This is a genomic window from Micromonospora aridisoli (assembly GCF_056150025.1).
This window is the reverse complement of record NZ_JAXCFK010000162.1, coordinates 1-536: the sequence shown is the minus strand read 5'-3', so window position 1 is coordinate 536 and position 536 is coordinate 1. Positions and strand designations below refer to the sequence as shown.

At 37.3% G+C, this 536-nt stretch carries 1 protein-coding gene; it reads left to right on the top strand.

The annotated features are described in order from the left end of the window. Positions 1–55: 55 nt before the first annotated feature. The coding region (locus SM447_RS29890; protein ID WP_474576208.1) for a hypothetical protein at positions 56–536 on the top strand (481 nt) is incomplete at its 3' end.

Below are 536 nucleotides of genomic sequence, written 5' to 3'. Positions count from 1 at the left end.
CATAACAAGAGGAGACTAGCGCTGGTAAAGAAATTAGAAAAGGATATTACGAAGGATGCCATTAAAAACGAACAATTTGAAATTTATAATTAAAAAAAGTACTGTAGTGTTTGTTACAGTTTTTTGTACTGTATTTGTGCAAGGTCAAACAGTAAAAGCTACAGATTCAATCGGGACTCCAGTAGAAATTGTCCGGGATAGCGTGGCTAAGGTGGGACAAGGAGTCGTTGATCAAGAACTGATTCCTTATGAAGAGTTAGAAGATGTTCAAGAAACGACTAAAGTTGCAGTATCAACAGAACAAGGGTTTGAGAAAATAAAAGGAGATGGTGTAGCAGCTGTAGTTGGAAAATATGTGGTTTTGGATAGTGATATAGATAAGGCGTATATCGAGCTCAAATCACAAGGTGTTTCCACCGAAGATGTGTCAAGATGTGAATTAGCAGGAAGTCTTTTGGAGAACAAGTTATATGCTCATCATGCCGTACAAGATAGTATTCCTGTTTCTGATGCCGAGATTGAAGATTATGTGGATA